General features: G+C 57.6%; 19 protein-coding genes. 13 read left to right on the forward strand and 6 right to left on the reverse strand.

Annotated elements, in window-relative coordinates:
• Window positions 1–357 precede the first annotated feature (357 nt).
• The 10 genes from APU11_RS00280 to APU11_RS00320 all read left to right on the forward strand — a co-directional run bounded on the left by APU11_RS00280 (window position 358) and on the right by APU11_RS00320 (window position 9,604).
• Window positions 358–672, forward strand: a complete 315-nt coding sequence (locus APU11_RS00280; protein WP_020684666.1) for a type II toxin-antitoxin system HigB family toxin — start codon at window positions 358–360, stop codon at window positions 670–672.
• Window positions 672–1,088 carry a helix-turn-helix domain-containing protein gene (locus APU11_RS00285; RefSeq protein WP_058650614.1) on the forward strand — a complete coding sequence of 139 codons (417 nt, stop codon included), beginning with the start codon at window positions 672–674 and terminating at the stop codon, window positions 1,086–1,088. The genes APU11_RS00280 and APU11_RS00285 overlap by 1 nt, the downstream gene beginning before the upstream one ends.
• Window positions 1,089–1,234: 146 nt before the next feature.
• Window positions 1,235–1,333, forward strand: a complete 99-nt coding sequence (gene ivbL / locus APU11_RS27580) for an ilvB operon leader peptide IvbL (RefSeq protein ID WP_071830013.1) — start codon at window positions 1,235–1,237, stop codon at window positions 1,331–1,333.
• A gap of 104 nt (window positions 1,334–1,437) precedes the next feature.
• Entirely contained in the window at window positions 1,438–3,126 is a 1,689-nt protein-coding gene (ilvB, locus tag APU11_RS00290) for an acetolactate synthase large subunit (RefSeq protein WP_048972063.1), read from the forward strand.
• A gap of 3 nt (window positions 3,127–3,129) precedes the next feature.
• Entirely contained in the window at window positions 3,130–3,417 is a 288-nt protein-coding gene (gene ilvN, locus APU11_RS00295; RefSeq protein ID WP_001171659.1) for an acetolactate synthase small subunit, read from the forward strand.
• Window positions 3,418–3,499: 82 nt separating this feature from the next.
• Window positions 3,500–4,093: a transcriptional regulator UhpA gene (gene uhpA / locus APU11_RS00300; RefSeq protein WP_058650559.1), complete on the forward strand. Its 594-nt coding sequence runs from the start codon at window positions 3,500–3,502 to the stop codon at window positions 4,091–4,093.
• On the forward strand, window positions 4,090–5,595 hold the full coding sequence (gene uhpB, locus APU11_RS00305; protein WP_058650560.1) for a signal transduction histidine-protein kinase/phosphatase UhpB: 1,506 nt from the start codon (window positions 4,090–4,092) through the stop codon (window positions 5,593–5,595). Before uhpA ends, uhpB begins: the two co-directional genes overlap by 4 nt.
• A complete protein-coding gene (locus tag APU11_RS00310; protein WP_013094811.1) occupies window positions 5,588–6,907 on the forward strand; it encodes an MFS transporter in 1,320 nt (439 codons plus the stop codon). The genes uhpB and APU11_RS00310 overlap by 8 nt, the downstream gene beginning before the upstream one ends.
• A 140-nt stretch (window positions 6,908–7,047) precedes the next feature.
• Window positions 7,048–8,439 carry a hexose-6-phosphate:phosphate antiporter gene (uhpT, locus tag APU11_RS00315; protein WP_013094812.1) on the forward strand — a complete coding sequence of 464 codons (1,392 nt, stop codon included), beginning with the start codon at window positions 7,048–7,050 and terminating at the stop codon, window positions 8,437–8,439.
• Window positions 8,440–8,599: 160 nt separating this feature from the next.
• Window positions 8,600–9,604: an alpha/beta hydrolase gene (locus APU11_RS00320; protein WP_038418263.1), complete on the forward strand. Its 1,005-nt coding sequence runs from the start codon at window positions 8,600–8,602 to the stop codon at window positions 9,602–9,604.
• On the opposite strand, the gene APU11_RS00325 is transcribed toward APU11_RS00320, so the two are convergent.
• Window positions 9,592–10,494: a LysR family transcriptional regulator gene (locus APU11_RS00325; protein WP_045293109.1), complete on the reverse strand. Its 903-nt coding sequence runs from the start codon at window positions 10,492–10,494 to the stop codon at window positions 9,592–9,594. The two genes, APU11_RS00320 and APU11_RS00325, sit on opposite strands and share 13 nt — an antisense overlap.
• Before the next feature lie 99 nt (window positions 10,495–10,593).
• Here APU11_RS00325 and APU11_RS00330 point away from each other — a divergent pair, with 99 nt between their 5' ends.
• The 3 genes from APU11_RS00330 (at window position 10,594) to nepI (ending at window position 12,925) form a co-directional block, all read left to right on the forward strand.
• Window positions 10,594–11,046, forward strand: a complete 453-nt coding sequence (locus tag APU11_RS00330; protein WP_014830062.1) for a DUF1198 domain-containing protein — start codon at window positions 10,594–10,596, stop codon at window positions 11,044–11,046.
• A gap of 96 nt (window positions 11,047–11,142) precedes the next feature.
• The gene (locus APU11_RS00335; protein ID WP_058650561.1) at window positions 11,143–11,670 is read left to right on the forward strand and encodes a hypothetical protein; all 528 of its coding nucleotides are present in this window, start codon (window positions 11,143–11,145) and stop codon (window positions 11,668–11,670) included.
• 64 nt (window positions 11,671–11,734) lie between these two features.
• The gene (nepI, locus tag APU11_RS00340) at window positions 11,735–12,925 is read left to right on the forward strand and encodes a purine ribonucleoside efflux pump NepI (protein WP_013094817.1); all 1,191 of its coding nucleotides are present in this window, start codon (window positions 11,735–11,737) and stop codon (window positions 12,923–12,925) included.
• Between the two features lie 48 nt (window positions 12,926–12,973).
• Here the strand turns inward: nepI and APU11_RS00345 are convergent, their stop codons facing one another.
• The 5 genes from APU11_RS00345 to APU11_RS00365 all read right to left on the reverse strand — a co-directional run bounded on the left by APU11_RS00345 (window position 12,974) and on the right by APU11_RS00365 (window position 18,558).
• Window positions 12,974–13,879 (reverse strand): EamA family transporter, encoded by a 906-nt coding sequence (locus APU11_RS00345; RefSeq protein ID WP_013094818.1) that lies wholly within the window; start codon window positions 13,877–13,879, stop codon window positions 12,974–12,976.
• A gap of 134 nt (window positions 13,880–14,013) precedes the next feature.
• A complete protein-coding gene (locus tag APU11_RS00350; protein ID WP_013094819.1) occupies window positions 14,014–15,393 on the reverse strand; it encodes a carbohydrate porin in 1,380 nt (459 codons plus the stop codon).
• A 134-nt stretch (window positions 15,394–15,527) separates the two neighbouring features.
• Window positions 15,528–15,830 carry a PTS lactose/cellobiose transporter subunit IIA gene (locus APU11_RS00355; protein WP_008500136.1) on the reverse strand — a complete coding sequence of 101 codons (303 nt, stop codon included), beginning with the start codon at window positions 15,828–15,830 and terminating at the stop codon, window positions 15,528–15,530.
• Between the two features lie 11 nt (window positions 15,831–15,841).
• Entirely contained in the window at window positions 15,842–17,215 is a 1,374-nt protein-coding gene (locus APU11_RS00360) for a glycoside hydrolase family 1 protein (protein WP_038982446.1), read from the reverse strand.
• Between the two features lie 17 nt (window positions 17,216–17,232).
• The gene (locus APU11_RS00365) at window positions 17,233–18,558 is read right to left on the reverse strand and encodes a PTS cellobiose transporter subunit IIC (protein ID WP_013094821.1); all 1,326 of its coding nucleotides are present in this window, start codon (window positions 18,556–18,558) and stop codon (window positions 17,233–17,235) included.
• Between the last annotated feature and the right edge of the window lie 8 nt (window positions 18,559–18,566).

An 18,566-nucleotide genomic window follows, 5' to 3' on the forward strand; every position in this document is an offset into this window, starting at 1 on the left:
AGCCAGGACTTCGTTGCGCCGGTAGAACTGCGGCCCCCTCGCTCACTGCGAACATCCTCAGTATAGATAAATACTGTATGCATGAACAGTATTTTGTGGACAAAATTCGAAACCCATTCCATACTCAAAAACGTCAAAATCCGTGCCGGAATTGCGCGTTCGTCTTCGATCGCATATACTTCGTGCGTTGACGTAACACAGTGTGTTCTGCGGCAACCAACCGCAAAACCCTGAAAAAACCTCGCTCCGGCGGGGTTTTTTGTTTTCTGCTTTCTGTACCGAACGGGATGTTTGTTGACTTATTGGCAACGACTGCTATTGTTGCCATAATGGCAACGGACGCGGCAGGCATGCAGTATGCATTTAATCTCGATGAAGGCAATTTTGGATGCGGTTATCCAGTTTCCGCAGCACAGGGAAGAACTCCTCGTTTTGGGACGCACTCTTGAAAAGAGTCATTGCCCAACACCTGCTGCGTTAAAAAAACTATTTCCGACGCTGGATAACTTCAAGTATCTGGATAAGCATTATGTTATTGATATTGCGAACAACAATCTTAGGGTAGTGGCTCTCATATTCTTTGAAAGCCAAAAGTTTTATGTGCGCCATGTTTTTACTCATAAGGAATATGACCGTTTTACGGAAAAACATCGCACTAAGGGGAAGAAATGATGATCGTCGCTGATGCAATGAAAGCTACGCATGCCCTTGTTGAGGCCGTTCCTCTATTGGGAGAGCAGCCGAGCGAGAAAGATTATAACGATGCACTGGAGTTGGTTGAGTATCTGCTTATTAACGAACCTAATAGCCCATTGCTGGATATCGTGTGCGCCAGAATCAGCCGTTACGAAGCCAATCGGCCAAAGATCGTCGCGTTACGCAAGGAGATGGAACTCGTGCCTGTCGGTATCGCGGTTTTAAGAACCTTGATGGATCAGTATAAACTGACAACATCTGATTTTCAGGATGAAATTGGTAGTAAATCAATGGTTTCAAGGGTTCTGAATGGTCAGCGACAGCTTACTCTGAACCATATTAAAAAGCTGGCGTCCAGATTTGGTGTTTCACCAGCACTATTTATTGAATAAGGCAAAACGGCTTTTTTGCTTTCATCACCCAACAAACGAAATGTGATCCCTGACGCATTTTTGCGCAGATGAAAATATTTCCATTGTCACGCCCGAAAACCTGTGTTTGTATAAATTCAATCAATGATTCCAAACACAGGTCCCCCATGACTGCATCCATGAACACCGCGACCCTACTAAAAACTGCGCAACCAGCCGCAGTGGTCGTCGTGCGTGTGGTGGTGGTCGTCGGCAATGCGCCGTAGGGACTGGATCAACACACGAATCCAAAACCCCGCCGGCGCAAACCGGGCGGGGTTTTTCGTTTAGGACCCCTCCCCGGAAAGTCGGCCCATAAAAGGACTGGAGCATGGCAAGTTCGGGCACAACATCCACCAAGACGCGTTTTACGGGCGCGCAGTTGATTGTTCATTTACTGGAACGACAGGGCATTACCACGGTTGCGGGTATTCCGGGCGGTACGGTGCTGCCGCTGTATGACGCGTTAAGCCAAAGCACGAAGATCCGCCACGTGCTGGCGCGTCATGAGCAGGGAGCGGGTTTTATCGCTCAGGGCATGGCGCGTACGCAGGGTAAACCGGCAGTCTGTATGGCCTGTAGCGGTCCGGGGGCGACCAACCTGGTAACCGCCATCGCCGACGCGCGTCTCGACTCCATTCCGCTGATTTGCATTACCGGCCAGGTGCCGTCCTCAATGATCGGTACCGATGCGTTTCAGGAAGTGGATACCTACGGTATCTCTATCCCCATCACCAAACATAACTATTTAGTTCGCGATATTGCCGAGCTTCCTCAGGTTATCAGCGATGCGTTCCGCATTGCGCAATCCGGTCGTCCAGGCCCGGTGTGGATAGACATTCCTAAGGATGTCCAGACCGCAGAAATTGAGATCGACGTCCTGCCGGAGCCGGGCGAGCGGGCACCCGCGCCAGAATTCAGCGCTGAGAGCGTGCGCGATGCCGCGGCCATGATCAACGCCGCTAAGCGTCCGGTGCTCTATCTGGGCGGCGGGGCAATCAATGCCGCAGATGAAATCCGTCAGTTCGCTGAAAAAGCCAACCTGCCTACCACCATGACCCTGATGGCGCTCGGTATGCTGCCTAAAGCGCATCCGCTGTCATTAGGAATGCTGGGCATGCACGGCGCGCGCAGTACTAACTACATCCTGCAAGAGGCGGATTTGCTGATTGTGATGGGCGCGCGTTTTGATGACCGGGCGATTGGTAAAACCGAGCAGTTCTGCCCGAACGCAAAAATCATTCACGTGGATATCGACCGCGCTGAGCTGGGTAAAATCAAACAACCGCACGTGGCGATTCAGGGGGACGTGGCCGACGTGCTGGCACAGCTGATCCCGCAAACGGACGCAACTGACCGCGCCGACTGGCGTCAGATGGTGGCGGATCTGCAACGCGAGTTCCCGGGCGCGATCCCAACCGAAGGCGACCCGCTGAGCCACTACGGGCTGATTAACGCCGTGGCCGCCTGCGTGGACGACAGCGCGATTATTACCACCGACGTTGGGCAGCACCAGATGTGGACCGCCCAGGCCTATCCGCTGAACCGTCCGCGTCAGTGGCTGACCTCCGGTGGCCTGGGAACCATGGGCTTTGGTCTGCCTGCGGCAGTTGGTGCGGCGCTGGCGAACCCGGACCGCAAGGTGATCTGCTTCTCCGGTGACGGCAGCCTGATGATGAACATTCAGGAGATGGCCACCGCGGCCGAAAATCAGTTAGACGTTAAAATCATCCTGATGAACAACGAGGCGCTGGGGCTGGTACACCAACAGCAGAGCCTGTTCTACAAGCAGGGGGTGTTTGCGGCGACCTATCCGGGGATGATTAACTTTATGCAAATTGCCGCCGGTTTTGGCCTGCATACCTGCGATCTGAACGCAGAAGAGGACGCCCACGCAGCGCTGCAGGCGGCGATCTCTCGTCCGGGCCCGGCGCTGATCCACGTCCGTATCGACCCTGAACAAAAAGTGTATCCGATGGTGCCGCCGGGTGCGGCAAATACTGAGATGGTGGGGGAATAAGCCATGCAGAAACAACATGAAAACGTCATTCTGGAACTCACCGTCCGCAACCACCCTGGCGTCATGACCCACGTCTGCGGGCTGTTTGCCCGTCGCGCGTTTAACGTCGAAGGCATTCTCTGTCTGCCGATTCAGGGCAGCGAGCACAGCCGCATCTGGCTACTGGTCAATGACGATCAGCGTCTGGAGCAGATGATGGCCCAGATCGACAAGCTGGAAGACGTCACCAGAGTGGCGCGCAACCAGTCCGATCCCACCATGTTTAACAAAATTGCGGTGTTCTTCGAATAGATCGCTTAAGGTAAGCGTCTTTCGCTCTTGTAGGCCGGATAAGCGCAGCGCCATCCGGCGTTTTCAGACCGCAGGAACAGACATGACCACCATCGCTCTCATCGACGACCACCTTATCGTTCGCTCCGGCTTTGCCCAGCTTCTAAACCTCGAACCGGATTTTCAGGTGGTAGCAGAGTTCGGCTCGGGGCGCGAGGCGCTGGCAGGCCTGCCGGGGCGTGGCGTACAGGTCTGTATCTGTGACATCTCAATGCCGGATCTCTCCGGGCTGGAGCTGCTAAGTCAGTTACCGAAAGGGATGGCGATTATCATGCTCTCGGTTCATGACAGCCCGGCGCTGGTGGAGCAGGCGCTCAATGCCGGTGCGCGTGGGTTTCTGTCAAAACGCTGTAGCCCGGATGAGCTGATCGCCGCTGTGCGCACCGTCTCGACGGGCGGCTGCTACCTGACGCCGGATATCGCCCTCAAGCTGGCGGCCGGACGTCAGGATCCGCTTACCCGGCGTGAGCGTCAGGTGGCAGAAAAACTCGCTCAGGGGATGGCGGTGAAAGAGATTGCCGCCGAACTGGGTTTGTCGCCCAAAACCGTGCACGTTCACCGCGCTAACCTGATGGAAAAACTCGGCGTCAGCAACGACGTCGAGCTGGCGCGCTGTATGTTCGATAGCTGGCAATGAACCCGTTGATTTCGCGGCTGATCGCCGTTGTTGCCAGCTTTTTTATCTTCTCTGCCGCCTGGTTCTGCCTGTGGAGCATCAGCCTGCACCTGGTGGAACGCCCGGAGCTGGCGGTGCTGCTGTTTCCCTTTGGCCTGCGTCTGGGGCTGATGTTGCAATGCCCGCGCGGCTACTGGCCGGTTTTGTTGGGCGCAGAGTGGCTGATGCTGATCTGGTTGTCGCAGGAGGTCGCCCTCGCGCATCTGCCCTTATTGATGACCGGAAGCCTGCTCACGCTCCTCCCGGTTGCGTTGATTTCCCGCTATCGTCACCAGCGCGACTGGCGCACGCTGCTGCGCCAGGGGGCGGCGCTGATTGCCGCCGCGCTGCTGCAATCCCTGCCGTGGGTAGGCGAAAAGGAGATGCTTAATGCCTTGCTGCTGACCCTGACCGGCGGCCTGACGCTGGCACCCACCTGTCTGGTTTTCTGGCACTATCTCACCAGCACTGTCTGGCAGCCGCTCGGGCCATCGCTGGTCTCCCAGCCGGTTAACTGGCGCGCCCGGCATCTCATCTGGTATCTGCTGCTGTTTGTGGTGAGCCTGTGGCTGCAGCTTGGCCTGCCTGCTGAGCTTTCCCGTTTTACCCCGTTTTGTCTGGCGCTGCCGATCATTGCTCTCGCTTGGCATTACGGCTGGCAGGGGGCGTTGATCGCCACGCTGATGAACGCCATCGCGCTGATTGCCAGCCAGACCTGGCACGATCACCCGGTCGATTTACTGCTCTCTCTGCTGGCGCAGAGCCTGACCGGGCTGCTGCTCGGGGCAGGTATTCAGCGCCTGCGTGAGCTGAACCAGTCCCTGCAAACCGAACTGTCGCGCAATCGCCGCCTGGCAGAACGCCTGCTGGAGACCGAAGAGAGCGTGCGCCAGGAGGTGGCGCGCGAACTGCATGACGACATCGGCCAGACCATTACCGCCATTCGCACCCAGGCGGGCATTGTTCAGCGCCTGGCGGCGGATAACGCCGGAGTGAAGCAGGGCGGGGCGCATATCGAACAGCTCTCTCTTGGCGTGTACGATTCGGTGCGTCGCCTGCTGGGCAGGCTCCGTCCGCGCCAGCTGGACGATCTCTCTCTTGAACAGGCGGTGCGCTCCCTGATGCGCGAGATGGAGCTGGAAAGCCGCGGAATTGTCAGCCATCTCGACTGGCGCATTGATGAATCACTGCTGAGTGAAGGCCAGCGCGTCACGCTGTTCCGCGTCTGTCAGGAAGGGCTGAACAATATCGTCAAACACGCCAACGCCAGCGCGGTGACGCTGCAGGGCTGGCAGCAGGATGAAAGCCTCAGGCTGGTGATGGAGGACGACGGCTGCGGCCTGCCGCCGGGCTCCGGGCAGCAGGGCTTTGGCCTGGCGGGCATGCGCGAGCGCGTGAAGGCGCTGGGCGGCACGCTGAATATCTCCTGCACCCACGGGACGCGCGTCAGCGTCAGCCTGCCGCTAAGGAGCCATCATGTTTAAAACCCCCGCAAACGCCGCGCCGATAGGCAACAAAGCGGAGATCGACGCCCGCTACCGCTACTGGCGTCGTCATATCCTGATCACTATCTGGCTCGGCTACGCGTTGTTCTACTTTACCCGCAAAAGTTTCAACGCCGCCGCGCCGGAAATCCTTGCCAGCGGCGTGATGACGCGCACCGATATCGGCCTGCTGGCGACGCTGTTCTACATCACCTACGGCCTGTCGAAGTTCTTCTCCGGCATCGTCAGCGACCGCTCCAATGCCCGCTACTTTATGGGCTTTGGGCTAATCGCAACTGGAGTGGTGAATATTCTGTTTGGCTTTTCCACCTCGCTCTGGGCGTTTGCCCTGCTGTGGGCGCTGAACGCCTTTTTCCAGGGCTGGGGCGCGCCGGTCTGCGCCCGCCTGCTCACGGCGTGGTACTCGCGCAACGAGCGCGGCGGCTGGTGGGCCATCTGGAACACCGCGCATAACGTCGGTGGCGCGCTGATCCCAATGGTGGTGGGCGCAGCGGCGCTGCACTACGGCTGGCGCGCGGGGATGATGATTGCCGGTGGTCTGGCGATCCTGGCCGGGTTGTTCCTCTGCTGGCGGCTGCGCGACAGGCCACAAACCGTGGGGCTGCCCGCGGTGGGCGACTGGCGGCACGATGAAATGGAAGTGGCGCAACAGCTTGAGGGGGCGGGGCTGACGCGCAAAGAGATCCTCACCAAATACGTGCTGTTAAACCCGTATATCTGGCTGCTGTCGCTTTGCTACGTGCTGGTCTACGTGGTGCGCGCGGCCATCAACGACTGGGGTAACCTGTACATGTCCGAGACGCTGGGGGTGGACCTGGTGACCGCCAACTCGGCGGTGACGATGTTCGAGCTGGGCGGGTTTATCGGTGCGCTGGTGGCGGGCTGGGGCTCGGATAAGCTCTTCAACGGCAACCGTGGCCCAATGAACCTCATCTTTGCGGCAGGAATTTTACTCTCCGTCGGTTCGCTGTGGTTGATGCCATTCGCCAGCTACGTGATGCAGGCGGCGTGCTTCTTTACCATCGGCTTCTTCGTGTTTGGCCCGCAGATGCTGATCGGCATGGCGGCGGCAGAATGCTCGCATAAAGAGGCGGCGGGTGCGGCGACGGGCTTCGTCGGGCTGTTCGCCTACCTGGGCGCGTCCCTCTCCGGCTGGCCGCTGGCGCGGGTGATCGACATCTGGCACTGGAGCGGTTTCTTTGCCGTGATCGCCATCGCGGCGGGGATATCGGCCCTGCTGCTGCTGCCGTTTTTGCATGCGCAGGCGCCGCGTGAAGCCAGTGTGATGTGATGCGCCTCACCTTTTCACCCCGAGTGGCGCAAAACTAAGAAATTTTCCCGGTTTTACCTGGACGCTGTCTCAGGCATCTCTCCTGGCTGATTTTTACAATGCCTGCCATTCGCAGGTAAAAATCAGCTCAGGAGCAAACCATGCTGGCCTTCCTTAATCAGGTGCGCAAGCCGACCCTGGATCTGCCGCTCGACGTGCGGCGCAAAATGTGGTTCAAACCGTTCATGCAGTCCTATCTGGTGGTCTTTATCGGCTACCTGACCATGTACCTGATCCGCAAAAACTTTAACATCGCGCAGAACGACATGATCTCCACCTACGGGCTGAGCATGACGCAGCTGGGGATGATTGGCCTGGGCTTCTCCATCACCTACGGCGTGGGCAAAACCGTTGTCTCGTACTATGCAGACGGCAAAAACACCAAGCAATTCCTGCCGTTTATGCTGATCCTCTCCGCCATCTGTATGCTCGGCTTCAGCGCCAGCATGGGCGCGGGCTCCGTCAGCCTGTTCCTGATGATCGCCTTCTACGCCCTGAGCGGTTTCTTCCAGAGTACCGGTGGGTCGTGCAGCTACTCCACCATTACCAAATGGACCCCGCGCCGTAAGCGTGGTTCATACCTTGGTATGTGGAACATCTCCCACAACCTCGGCGGGGCGGGTGCAGCAGGCGTGGCGCTGTTCGGTGCTAACTACCTGTTTGACGGTCACGTCATCGGCATGTTTATCTTCCCGTCGATTATCGCCCTGATTGTCGGCTTTATCGGTCTGCGTTTCGGCAGTGACTCTCCGGAATCTTACGGCCTCGGCAAAGCCGAAGAGCTGTTCGGCGAGGCGATCAGCGAAGAGGACAAAGAGACCGAAGAGAACGAGATGACAAAATGGCAGATCTTTGTTGAGTACGTGCTGAAAAACAAAGTGATCTGGCTGCTCTGCTTCTCCAACATTTTCCTGTACGTGGTGCGCATCGGTATTGACCAGTGGTCGACCGTGTATGCCTTCCAGGAGCTGAAGCTATCAAAAGAAGTCGCGATTCAGGGCTTCACCCTGTTTGAGGTGGGTGCGCTGGTCGGTACGCTGCTGTGGGGCTGGCTCTCTGACCTCGCCAACGGTCGTCGTGCGCTGGTGGCCTGCGTCGCGCTGGCGCTGATTATCGCTACCCTGGGCGTCTACCAGCACGCCAGCAACCAGTACGTTTACCTGGCGTCTCTGTTTGCGCTCGGCTTTCTGGTGTTTGGTCCGCAGCTGTTGATCGGCGTAGCGGCGGTAGGTTTTGTACCGAAAAAAGCGATCGGCGCCGCCGATGGTATTAAAGGCACCTTCGCTTACCTGATCGGCGACAGCTTCGCCAAGCTGGGTCTGGGGATGATTGCCGACGGCACGCCGATTTTCGGCCTCACCGGCTGGGCAGGCACCTTTGCGGCGCTGGATGCCGCCGCCATCGGCTGTATCGTCCTGATGGCGATGGTTGCGGTGCTCGAAGAACGTAAAATTCGCCGTGAAAATCGTGTGCAGAAATTAAAAGCAGCCTGAGTGTGCAGGTGACTTCTTTGCCCGGTGTGTGATGCCGGGCTTTTTTGTTTTAAATTCCAGTTTTTACCCCGCTTTACACACTCGCCCCTCTCCTTGCTCTACAGTTTTTTTGCTGCCGCCTTTCGCGCAGCCTTATTCCTTTTGCTATGGGAGAGCTTGCATGTTGACCCGACGATTATCCTGCCTGGCGCTGTTGATGGCGCTGGCAACCCCCGCAATGGCTACGGATGCGCCCACCTACGGCGAGAAGCTGGAAGGTTTCGACTACGGCTGGCCGGTAAAACACTTTACGTTTACCTCCCAGGAACAGTCTCTGGATATGGCTTATCTGGACGTGAAGCCGGAAAAACCCAATGGCCGCACCGTGGTGCTGATGCACGGCAAAAACTTCTGCGCCGGTACCTGGGACGGCACTATCCGTGCGCTCTCAGCCAGCGGTTATCGGGTGATCGCTCCCGACCAGATTGGCTTTTGTAAATCCACCAAACCGGAGCACTATCAGTACACCTTTCAGCAGCTGGCTGATAACACCCACGCCTTGCTGAAAACGCTCGGCGTCGATCGCGTGACGGTTATCGGCCACTCGACCGGCGGCATGCTGGCGACCCGTTACGCGCTGATGTGGCCGCAGCAGGTGGAGCAGCTAGTGATGGTCAACCCAATTGGTCTGGAAGACTGGAAAGCGCGCGGCGTGCCGCATATTACGGTCGACCAGTGGTACCAGCGCGAGCTGAAGGTCAGCGCCGACGGCATTCGTCAGTATGAGAAAAATACCTACTACGCCGGAGAGTGGAAGCCGGAGTACGAGCGTTGGGTCACCATGCTCGCCGGGCTGAACAACGGGCCGGGAAAAGAACGTGTGGCCTGGAACTCGGCGCTGCTCTACGACATGATTTACACCCAGCCGGTGATCTACGAATTTAGTGAACTAAAGATGCCGGTATTATTGATGATCGGCACGAAGGACAACACCGCCATCGGGAAAGATCTCGCCCCGCCTGAGATCCGCAAAACGCTCGGCAACTATGCGGTGCTGGGGAAGGAGACGGCGAAACGCATCCCGCACGCGACGCTGGTCGAGTTCAACGATATGGGGCACGCGCCGCAGATGCAGGATCCTGCACGCTTCCACGAGGCACTGCTGAAAGGGCTTCAGGCGCGCTGACAGGTTTCCAGCAACAACCCGCGCAGCCACATCTGCGCGGGGTTACGGTGTGTTCTTGCGTGCCAGGCCATGCACTTGGTGAAACCCGGCACCGGAACCGGTGTGTCGCAGACAAACATTCCCGTCTGGTTTTCCGCTATCCGTGACGGTACCACGGCGATCATATCGCTTATCGCCAGTACATCCGGCAGTACCAGGAAGTTGCTCACCGATAACCCCACGTGCCGCGTCCGGCCCATTTTTTCCAGCGCGCCATCCGTCACGCCGCGAAAACTGTCACCCTCATAAGAGACCAGCACGTGCTCAAGGGCGCAAAAGCGCGCCAGAGAGAGCGGTTTGCCCGCGTCCGGGTGGTCGGCACGCATCATGCAAACGTACCGTTCATCATAAAGCGCCCGGCTGTGCAGGTCGTCTGGCGTGGTGTGGGGCGTGATCAGCGCCACGTCAACGTTCCCGCGTTCAAGCTGGTTCATCATGCGCTCGGAATCGACAGGTATAACCCGCACGCGTATTGCCGGTGCCCGCACCTTCAGTGCCGCGATAAACGGCACCGCGATCGCGCGGAGCGCGTAATCGGTGGCAGCAAGCGTGAAGGTGAGGGTGGCCTGCAGTGGGTCAAACGCCACCGGCTGCAGCAGGAGGTCGATATCTGCCAGGATGCGCTTCACCGGCGCGGCCAGCTCTTCCGCACGCGTCGTGGGTACGATACCGTGGGGCGCACGGATAAACAGCGGGTCGTCGAAGTAATCCCGCAGGCGGTTCAGCATGCCGCTGACCGCCGGCTGGGTCAGGGCCAGACGCGCCGCCGCGCGGGTGACGCTGCGTTCATCCAGCAGGGCGTCGAGCGTTTTCAGCAGGTTAAGATCCAGCGTGCGCAGATCCGTTTTCATGACGATGTTCTACCTTTTTTCAGTTCACTATTATGGCCGTGCCCGCTGTCGATACCCTGCGTTTCCCGCTATGATGAGCGGCTATTCAAAGGAGAACGCATGGTCTGGATAATGCTGGCAACGCTTGCCGTGGTGTTTGTGGTTGGGTTTCGTGTACTGACCTCGGATTCCCGCCGCGCCATCAAACGCTTGAGCGAACGGCTGGGTATCACCCCGATGCCGGTAGAATCGATGATCGATCAGTTCGGTAAAACGCCCGGCAATGAGTTTATCCGCTATCTTGAACGCCCGGACGAGGCGCATCTGCAAAACGCTGCCCAGGTGCTGCTCATCTGGCAGGTCTGTATCGTCGACGGTAGCGAAGAGAATCTCCACACCTGGCACCGCATGTTGCGTAAAGCCCGTCTGGCCGCGCCGATCACCGATGCGCAAATTCGTCTGGCCCTTGGCTTTATGCGCGAGATGGAGCCGGACCCGCAGGAGTTGAACGCTTTCCAGCTGCGTTACAACCAGCTTTTTCTGCCGGAAGAGGGTGTGTTTTACCTGCACTGATATCACGAACCGTGATGATGAGTATAAGGCATCATCATTAGATTTATACCACTCACGGGCGCACCATCACCTCATCCACTCACGATGAGGTGAACCATGAAACAATCCGCCATTATCTGGCCAGACGATTACCTGCCAGGCACCACCGATAACTTTGCATCCAACGAAATCATTGTCGCCGGGCTGAGCGCAAAAGAGATTTGGGCGCAGCTTAACGACTCTACCCTGTGGCCGAACTACTACAGCAACGCCGAAGATATTCGTTTTCACGACGGCAGCGGTCCGGAACTGAGCGCCAACGCCCGCTTCCGCTTCACGACCTTTGGCTTTCCGGTTGAGGCGCAGGTGACGGAGTATGTTCCGCCGGTCGATGGCGAGGCGGCGCGTATCGCCTGGCACGGCTGGGTGGAAGGGGAGGAGAGCGCGCGTCTGGATGTGATCCACGCCTGGCTGTTTGAAGACTTACCGGGTAACCGCGTCCGTATTTTGACTCAGGAGTCGCAGAAAGGCGTTCCGGCACAGGAATTAGCACGTACCCTACCGAACCCGATGATCAACGGGCATCAGGAGTGGATCGTCGGGCTGGCGAAGGCGGCGATGCAAGAAAAGTTGTCGAAACGTTAAATTCGTCACACTTTTGATGATAAACTGCGCGACTTTCCCGCACGTTTTTATCTCAGGTGACACCATGACAGAACATATCCAGCCCACGACCAGACCGCAGACCAAAGAGGTTTCTCGCCCCAACTGGTCGGCGGTTTTTTCCGTGGCGTTCTGCGTCGCCTGTCTTATTACCGTGGAGTTTTTACCGGTCAGCCTGCTGACGCCGATGGCGCAGGATCTGGGCATTTCCGAAGGCGTGGCAGGGCAGTCTGTTACCGTGACCGCGTTTGTGGCGATGTTTGCCAGCCTGTTTATCACGCAGGTTATTGGCGCGATTGATCGCCGCAAAGTGGTCATTCTCTTCAGCGTGCTCCTGACGCTCTCCTGTCTGCTGGTCTCTTTCGCGGAGAGCTTCACCCTGCTGCTGCTCGGCCGCGCCTGTCTGGGTCTGGGGTTGGGCGGTTTCTGGGCAATGTCCGCCTCGCTCACCATGCGTCTGGTGCCGGCACGCACCGTGCCGAAAGCCCTCTCCGTTATCTTTGGCGCGGTCTCCATCGCGTTGGTGATTGCCGCGCCGCTGGGGAGTTTCCTTGGCGGAATCATCGGCTGGCGTAACGTCTTTAACGCCGCAGCGGTGATGGGTTTTCTCTGCATTCTGTGGGTGTGGAAAGCGCTGCCGTCCCTGCCGGGAGAAGCGGCGCACCACAAACAGAACATGTTCAGTCTGCTTAAGCGCCCCGGCGTGCTGGCGGGGATGACCGCCATCTTCATGGCCTTTGCCGGGCAGTTTGCCTTCTTTACCTATATCCGCCCGGTCTTTATGACCATGGCGGGCTTTGACGTGGATGGCCTGACGCTGGTGCTGCTCAGCTTCGGTATCGCCAGCTTTGTCGGCACCTCGCTGTCGTCTCAGTTCCTGAAGCGCTCTTTGAAAGTGGCGCTTGCTGGCGCCCCGCTGGTACTGGCTGTCAGTGCCGTCGTGCTCATTCTGTGGGGCAGCGACAAATGGGTTGCCTCGGCGATTGCGATTATCTGGGGCTTTGCCTTTGCGCTGGTGCCGGTGGGCTGGTCGACGTGGATCACCCGCTCGCTTGCCGATCAGGCTGAAAAAGCCGGGTCGATTCAGGTGGCGGTGATCCAGCTGGCGAACACCTGCGGCGCGGCGGTGGGCGGCGTGGCGCTCGACCACCTGGGGCTGACGTCGCCGCTGGTCATCTCCGGCACGCTGATGCTGCTGACCGCGCTGCTGGTGGCTGGGAAAGTGAAGGCGAAGTAATGCTTTTCTCCCTCTCCCGTGGGAGAGGGCTGGGGTGAGGGCAACAGGCTACTCCGGGGCTTTCACCCGTTTTCTCGAATCCATCGAAATCAACACCACCGACGACACGATCAGCAGCGTGCCCAGCCAGTCCGGCAGCGTAAACGCCACGCCCAGTAAAATCACCGACAGTAACGCGCTGCTCAGCGGCTCGGCGCAGCTCAGAATGCTCGCTTTCGGCCCGCCGATCATCTGCGCGCCTTTCAGGTACAGGCTGAAGGTCAGCGCCGTGCCGATCACCACCAGGTAGAAAAACGCCAGCAGCAGGCTGCCGTCAATAACAAACGCGGTGCCGCGTCCGGCGTAGAACGGCGTCAGCGTTAAGCCGGCGATCAACATACTCCAGCCGACAATCGGCAAGGTGCCGTAACGGGCGATCAGGGTTGACGGATACGTAGTGTAAAACGCCGCGGCAAAGGCCGAGGCAATGCCAAAGAACAAAGCCGCAGGCGAGATGGAGAGTGAAGTGGGGTCGCCGTGGGTGACCAGCAAAAATGTCCCCACCAGTGAGGTCAGGATCGCGGAAAGCACAAACAGACCCGGCCGCTTTTTCCGCGCCAGCGCAAACCACGCCACGATAATCGTCGGAGACAGAAACTGCAGCACGGTGGCCGTAGCCGCGTTGGATTTCTCGATTGTCACCAGGAAGGTGAGCTGCACTGTGAGCGCGCCAGCCAGGGAGAAAAACAGCAGGCTGAGGGCGTCTTTGCGATGTTTGATGACCGAGAAAATTTTGTCGCCGTGAACGAAGGAAAGCGTCAGCAGGATCAGGCCGGTAAACAGCAGGCGAACCATGGTCAGATACGGTGACGAGATCTGGCTTTTCTCCATGATGTACTGCGCGCAAACCCCTGAGCTGCCCCATAAAACGGCGGCGATCAGGACGTTCAGCATCCCTTTACGTGTGGAACCCATGTTCTCCCCTGCGATGTTGGTTTTTTTGTAGCATAACATGGGATCTTGCCGGGTGGCGCTACGCTTACCCGGCCTACAAAACCTTGTAGGCCCGTGCAAGCGCAGCGCCGCCGGGCGAAACAAACGATGCTCTACTAGAACCACGCCTCCCACATCGCGCCGACGTTGAAGTCGTCCAGCGTTTCGTCTTTGGTATTGTTCACGCGGGCGGTACGTTCGTTATCCACTTTGCCGCCGGTGACGTAGAAGCGCAGCATCGGACGGAACTCCGGCCCCATGGCGATAGACATGTTCTGCGACAGGGTCAGCTTCCAGCCCTTGTTGTCGCCGCCGTTGTCGTAATCCACATGCTGCCAGCCTGCTTCCAGCCAGGTGGAGTGAACGTCGTTCCACCAGTGCATCGGACGTACAATGGCGTTGTAGTTCTTACGGTTATCGGTCTTATCACGGCTGTTGTCGTAGTCGTGGAAGGCGAGGATGTACTCCACCTGCGTGGCCTGGGTGAATTTGTACAGCCCTTCGAAGCTGGCATAGACCGTGGTCAGATCCTCGGTTTTATTGAACACGCTGTTGTCCGCGTTATCAGAGTAACGGGCAATCACCTTGTTCACGCCGCTGTCGTTGGTGTGGCTCAGCACCACGCCACCCTGCCAGGCATTCAGACGCTCATCGCTCTCCACCGCTTTTGAATCAAAGCCGTAGTTGGCGTACAGCTCCAGATCCAGCGGACCAACCTTCATGCCGTGGATTTTAGAGGTGGCCGCGTAGTTACCTTTGTCGCCCGTGCCGGACCCGCCGGTACAGGTGATGCGTGACGGGTTGGCTTCATCTTCCATGACTTCCGGGCTACAGGATTCCACCGCCGCCACCGCGGCCACGTCAAACTGCACGCCGCCGATGTCGAAGTTCTTCACCCCGGCGCCCTGGCCGTCGTGGTTCATCCAGAAGTAATCGTTGATGCCCTGCTGCGGACGCTGGTGGAAGTCACGACCAGCCCAGAAGTAGGCGTTCGGGTTGGAGGCCATAATGTTGGTCACCCCCGCGTAGGCTTTTTTCAGGTTAACTTCATCGCCCCAGTGGTCGATCATCACGTTGATGTCCCAGATGGCGCCGTTGTCACCCTTGAAGGCCTTGGAGAGCTGGAATTCACCGCCGTTGCCTTCGTTACCCAGACGACCGATGGCAGATGCCCCGTTATAGGAACCGTCCACCGCCACGTATTTCTGGTCAGCGGCCTGGAAGTGCGCGCCGTAACGGGCATAACCGGTAAATTTAATGCCGAACGGAATAGCCATATCCGGGGATTGCGCCGCGCTTTGCGGCTCCGTCACCACGTCGGCTTTTTTCGCGACCGCGGCATCCATTTTGGCCTGACGCTCCGCGAGGGCTTTATCCACCGCTTTTGCCACAATGGCGTCGATTTGTTCCTGGGTAAATTCCTGTGCGAGTACAGAAATTGGGCAAAGCGCGGCGATAACCGCCATGGTTAATGGAAGTTTTTTTAGGGTAGTCATGGTTATCTCAATATAGTTTAATTTTATTCAGACAATAACCATCCCGCTCCGATCTGACAGAGTATGTCGCTATCATCAGAACAAGTGGATTTCTATTTAAGGTACAGAGGTATTACTCGTTATTTCGCCATAGATTATCTCTGATATAAATGAATAATTTCTTCGGATAATTCACGCGCCAGTAATGAATTCATTAAATGATCTTGCGCGTGCACCATAATTAACGTCATCGGCTGACGGGCTTCACCTGCATCCTGCTCAATGAGTTTGGTCTGCATCTTGTGCGCCTGGCGCGCGTAGCCATCGGCTTCGCGCAGCAGGCTTTTGGCTTCGTCAATGTTGCCCTGCCGCGCAGCGTGCAGTGCTTCAAAGCACAGGCTGCGCGACTGACCCGCATTGACGATGATTTCCATCACGGCTTCTTCTAAGGCAATCATCGTCTTTCTCTCTATTTCTCGAAACTATTATTTAAAGAGGTGGCAGCAAACCACTCTCCGCTCTTTTTAATGGTGCGCTGTTGCGTAGTTAAATCGAGCTGAATAAAGCCATAGCGGTTTTTATACGCATTACACCACGACCAGTTATCAATAAACGTCCACATATGGTAACCAAGACAGTGACACCCTTCGCTAATACCTTTATGCAGCCAGGCTAAATGTCCGGAAATAAAATCGATACGGTATTGATCGTTGATTTGGCCATTTTCAATAAAACGCTGCTCATTTTCGACACCCATTCCGTTTTCAGAAATAAAACAGCGTGGGTTGCCGTAATTGTCGCGCAGATTAACCAGAATATCGTAAATACCCGGCTCGTAAATTTCCCAGCCGCGGTACGGGTTCATCTTGCGGCCCGGCATCTCGTAGTTATCAAAGAACCACTCCGGCATAAACGGCGCCTGCGGGTTCACCGCGCTGTCGCGACACTTCACGCGACGCGGCTGGTAATAGTTAATGCCGAGCAGGTCGATTTTCCCTTCCGCGATCAGGAAACTGTCCTCCGGTTTACAGGCGGGCAGCTGGTCGTAAGATTTCAGCAGCGCCACCAGATCGGCCGGGTATTCGCCGCGCAGAACCGGGTCCAGAAAGCTGCGGTTGAACATTAGATCCGCAATGTGCGCCGCCTTCACGTCCGCCGGGTTTTGCGAGCGCGGGTAGGACGGCGTCAGGTTGAGCACGATGCCGATCTCACCTGCGTAATGTCCGGCGCGGTAGGCCTGGACAGCCTTCGCGTGGGCCAGCACGGTGTGATACGCCACGGTGGCCGCCCGACGGAAATCCACCACGTTGGGGTAGTGGAAATCGTACAGATAACCGCCCTCAACCGGGACAATCGGCTCGTTGAAGGTAAACCAGTGCAGCACGCGGTCGCCAAACAGGTCGAAGCAAATCTGCGCATAGCGGGCGTAAGCGTCCACCACCTCCCGGTTTTCCCAGCCGCCAATCTCCTGCATCGCCATCGGCATGTCGAAATGGAACAGGGTGATAAACGGCGTAATGCCCTGCTCGATCAGCTCATCAATGACCTGGTTATAAAATTCGACCGCCTTTGGATTCACTTCACCGATACCGTCGGGGATCAGGCGCGCCCAGCTTATAGAAGTGCGAAAGCTGTTGTGGTTCAGCTGCTTTAACAGCTGAATGTCCGTTTTCCAGTGCTGATAAAACGTGGAGGTATGCTGCGGCCCCACGCCGTTGTGAAAACGGTTCGGCTCGCGGGCAAACCAGTAATCCCATGTGGTTTCACCCTCTCGTGTCCCTTCGGTCTGGAGAGCAGAGCTTGCGCTGCCCCACCAGAAATTATCGGGAAATGTATATTTCATGACGCTTCCTCTTTGACTTAATTGCTTGCGGTCTCAGCGGTACCGACGGTTGCCTGAGCTTTCTGCTCTTCGTTTTTCATCAACGTACGCTCGTAAGCACGCAGGAACGGCAGGTACATCAGCGCTGACATCACCATACAGATGAGACACATCACCACCGGGCTCAGCGCCCAGTTGGCAGCCCATGAGGCGCCAATTGGTGCGGGCGTGGTCCACGGCGTTAACGATACCACCTGTGCCAGCCAGCCCAGTTTGGTTGCCGCGTACGCCAGGCACGCATTCACCAGCGGAACACACACGAACGGGATAAACAGCATCGGGTTCATGATAATGGGGGCGCCGAACAGGATCGGTTCGTTGATGTTAAAGAAGCTTGGCACAACGCCCATTTTGCCGATGGTGCGTAAGTGCGTTACCCGGCTACGCAGCAGCAGGAAGGCCAGCGGCAGTGTGGAGCCTACGCCGCCAATCAGCAGGTAGTGATCCCAGAAGCCCTGCAGGTAGACGTGCGGCAGCGCCGCACCGGCCGCCAGAGCCGCCTGGTTTGCCGACAGGTTCGCCATCCAGAACGGGTTCATGATGCCGGTGACAATCAGCGAGCCGTGGATACCGGCGAACCAGAAGATCTGGCACAGCAGCACGGAGAGCAGAATGGCAGGCAGCGAGTCAGACGCAGAGACCAGCGGTTCCAGCAGGTGCATAATCGCCTGCGGGATGATCATGCCGGTCTGCGCCTCGATAAACAGGTTCAGCGGATGCAGGGTGCCAATCACCACCATCACCGGGATCAGGATCTCAAACGAACGCGCCACGCCGGTCGGGACTTCCTTCGGCAGACGAATGGTCACGTTGTTCTGCTTCAGCCACGCATAGACGCGGGTGGCGTAGATGGCGGTGATCAGCGCAGTGAAAATCCCCTGACCAGACAGGTACTGGGTGGAGATCTTACCGTCCGCATACGGCGCGGCGACCAGCAGGAAGGCCATAAAGGCCAGCAGGCCGGACATCACCGGGTCGAGATTAAACTGACGCCCCAGGCTCGCCCCGATCCCCACCGAGATGAAGAAGGTCATCACGCCCATGCTGAGGTTAAATGGCAGCATCAGCTGTTCGCGATAAGTCTGGGAGAAATCCAGCCAGCCGCGGGCAAAGCTGTTGGTGGTATCCGCCGAGAACGGCGGGAAGATGAACACCAGCATAAACGAGCCGATGATCATAAACGGCAGCGCGGCAGTAAAGCCGTCGCGGATGGCAATCACATACTTTTGCTGGCCGAGCTTCGCGGCCAGCGGGGTAATTGACTGCTCAATCACCGCGACCATGGATTGATATAACGAACTCATGTGAACAC

Source organism: Enterobacter sp. 50793107 (assembly GCF_001463365.1).
Lineage (GTDB): Bacteria > Pseudomonadota > Gammaproteobacteria > Enterobacterales > Enterobacteriaceae > Enterobacter > Enterobacter cloacae.

Excerpts from the sequence above, each read along its gene's own strand:
- APU11_RS00280 (WP_020684666.1), top strand. The coding sequence starts at position 358 with ATGCATTTAATCTCGATGAAGGCAATTTTGGATGCGGTTATCCAGTTT.
- APU11_RS00285 (WP_058650614.1), top strand. The coding sequence starts at position 672 with ATGATCGTCGCTGATGCAATGAAAGCTACGCATGCCCTTGTTGAGGCC.
- ivbL (WP_071830013.1), top strand. The coding sequence starts at position 1,235 with ATGACTGCATCCATGAACACCGCGACCCTACTAAAAACTGCGCAACCA.
- ilvB (WP_048972063.1), top strand. The coding sequence starts at position 1,438 with ATGGCAAGTTCGGGCACAACATCCACCAAGACGCGTTTTACGGGCGCG.
- ilvN (WP_001171659.1), top strand. The coding sequence starts at position 3,130 with ATGCAGAAACAACATGAAAACGTCATTCTGGAACTCACCGTCCGCAAC.
- uhpA (WP_058650559.1), top strand. The coding sequence starts at position 3,500 with ATGACCACCATCGCTCTCATCGACGACCACCTTATCGTTCGCTCCGGC.
- uhpB (WP_058650560.1), top strand. The coding sequence starts at position 4,090 with ATGAACCCGTTGATTTCGCGGCTGATCGCCGTTGTTGCCAGCTTTTTT.
- APU11_RS00310 (WP_013094811.1), top strand. The coding sequence starts at position 5,588 with ATGTTTAAAACCCCCGCAAACGCCGCGCCGATAGGCAACAAAGCGGAG.
- uhpT (WP_013094812.1), top strand. The coding sequence starts at position 7,048 with ATGCTGGCCTTCCTTAATCAGGTGCGCAAGCCGACCCTGGATCTGCCG.
- APU11_RS00320 (WP_038418263.1), top strand. The coding sequence starts at position 8,600 with ATGTTGACCCGACGATTATCCTGCCTGGCGCTGTTGATGGCGCTGGCA.
- APU11_RS00325 (WP_045293109.1), bottom strand. The coding sequence starts at position 10,494 with ATGAAAACGGATCTGCGCACGCTGGATCTTAACCTGCTGAAAACGCTC.
- APU11_RS00330 (WP_014830062.1), top strand. The coding sequence starts at position 10,594 with ATGGTCTGGATAATGCTGGCAACGCTTGCCGTGGTGTTTGTGGTTGGG.
- APU11_RS00335 (WP_058650561.1), top strand. The coding sequence starts at position 11,143 with ATGAAACAATCCGCCATTATCTGGCCAGACGATTACCTGCCAGGCACC.
- nepI (WP_013094817.1), top strand. The coding sequence starts at position 11,735 with ATGACAGAACATATCCAGCCCACGACCAGACCGCAGACCAAAGAGGTT.
- APU11_RS00345 (WP_013094818.1), bottom strand. The coding sequence starts at position 13,879 with ATGGGTTCCACACGTAAAGGGATGCTGAACGTCCTGATCGCCGCCGTT.
- APU11_RS00350 (WP_013094819.1), bottom strand. The coding sequence starts at position 15,393 with ATGACTACCCTAAAAAAACTTCCATTAACCATGGCGGTTATCGCCGCG.
- APU11_RS00355 (WP_008500136.1), bottom strand. The coding sequence starts at position 15,830 with ATGATTGCCTTAGAAGAAGCCGTGATGGAAATCATCGTCAATGCGGGT.
- APU11_RS00360 (WP_038982446.1), bottom strand. The coding sequence starts at position 17,215 with ATGAAATATACATTTCCCGATAATTTCTGGTGGGGCAGCGCAAGCTCT.
- APU11_RS00365 (WP_013094821.1), bottom strand. The coding sequence starts at position 18,558 with ATGAGTTCGTTATATCAATCCATGGTCGCGGTGATTGAGCAGTCAATT.